A 1,035-nucleotide genomic window follows, 5' to 3' on the forward strand; every position below is an offset into this window, starting at 1 on the left:
ATATTTACAGATCCAACGGCTCCCATGGGCGTCGGCCTAGCGGCTGAAACAAAGTGATATTTTGCACCTAGCACTAAACGCAAGCCTATGTGTATCACGTAACCCGTTCGCAGAAAACACTTCAATTACTCGCCTTCGAAACCTTAGCCACTATCGACACGGCCTCTTACCCTTGACGCAGCGCAATTTGCTCATGCGCCTCCCAACCCATGCGCAGTCGGGCCTCAGCCACATCGGCATCGAGATCATGGTTCCATAGCCAGTCGAAACGAGTCGCCAGTATTTCCCCCACCAGCTGTTCGTCCGCACCTACAATGGGGTCGCGCAACTCGTATAACTCGCCGGTTTCCACAGTGGTTCGTTGCACACGACAGGCATGAGGGCGGCGCAGGTCGTCGTAAGCTCCAAGCAGCTCGGGGAGGTTGCCTGTTTCGGTCCGACTATCGCCCAACAGCCGGGCGAGGAAATAGGCGTCCTCAAGCCCTTGCCCTGCACCGGCACCTTGGTGCGGCAGCATGGCGTGCGCTGCGTCGCCGATCAGGGCAACCCGACCGTGTACGTAGCCTGGCAGTTCCGGCAGGTCATGCAGTGCCCAGAGAGTTGGCGCCGGGATGCACTCCAGTAAGGCGCGCGGGGCATCGCCCCAGCCCGCGAACGCATCGAGCATCTCGCGCTGGCTCGCTTCCCGTACCCAGGGAGCGTCCGCGGGCCAAGTCGGTTCCGGCTGGCTACGGTCGGAGGTGAACGCTACCACGTTGACAATGCGGCCTTTTCTCACCGGGAAGGTAAGAATATGGCCATAGAGCCCTAAGTACATCTGCGGGACATCCACCAAGTGCTCGTCAATGCCATTTATTCTATAGGCTTCGCGCAGTTGCAGGCTATCTACCATGCCCCGGTATGCACAGGTACCGCTAAAACGTGGTTCTAAATGATCCAGCCCCTGACCTTCCAGCACATAGCTACGAAGCGCTGACTTAATGCCGTCGGCGCCGATTAGAAGATCGCAGCGGTACTCTGTGCCGTCGGCGAATA

At 58.6% G+C, this 1,035-nt stretch carries 1 protein-coding gene; it reads right to left on the reverse strand.

Going from position 1 to position 1,035, the window contains the following annotated elements; all coding sequences use genetic code 11:
• Window positions 1-166: 166 nt before the first annotated feature.
• On the reverse strand, window positions 167-1,035 hold an 869-nt coding region (gene salA, locus NA637_RS25105), incomplete at its 5' end, for a salicylate 1-monooxygenase (protein WP_256075324.1).

This window comes from Stutzerimonas stutzeri, from assembly GCF_024448935.1.
GTDB classification, from domain to species: Bacteria; Pseudomonadota; Gammaproteobacteria; order Pseudomonadales; family Pseudomonadaceae; genus Stutzerimonas; species Stutzerimonas stutzeri_AO.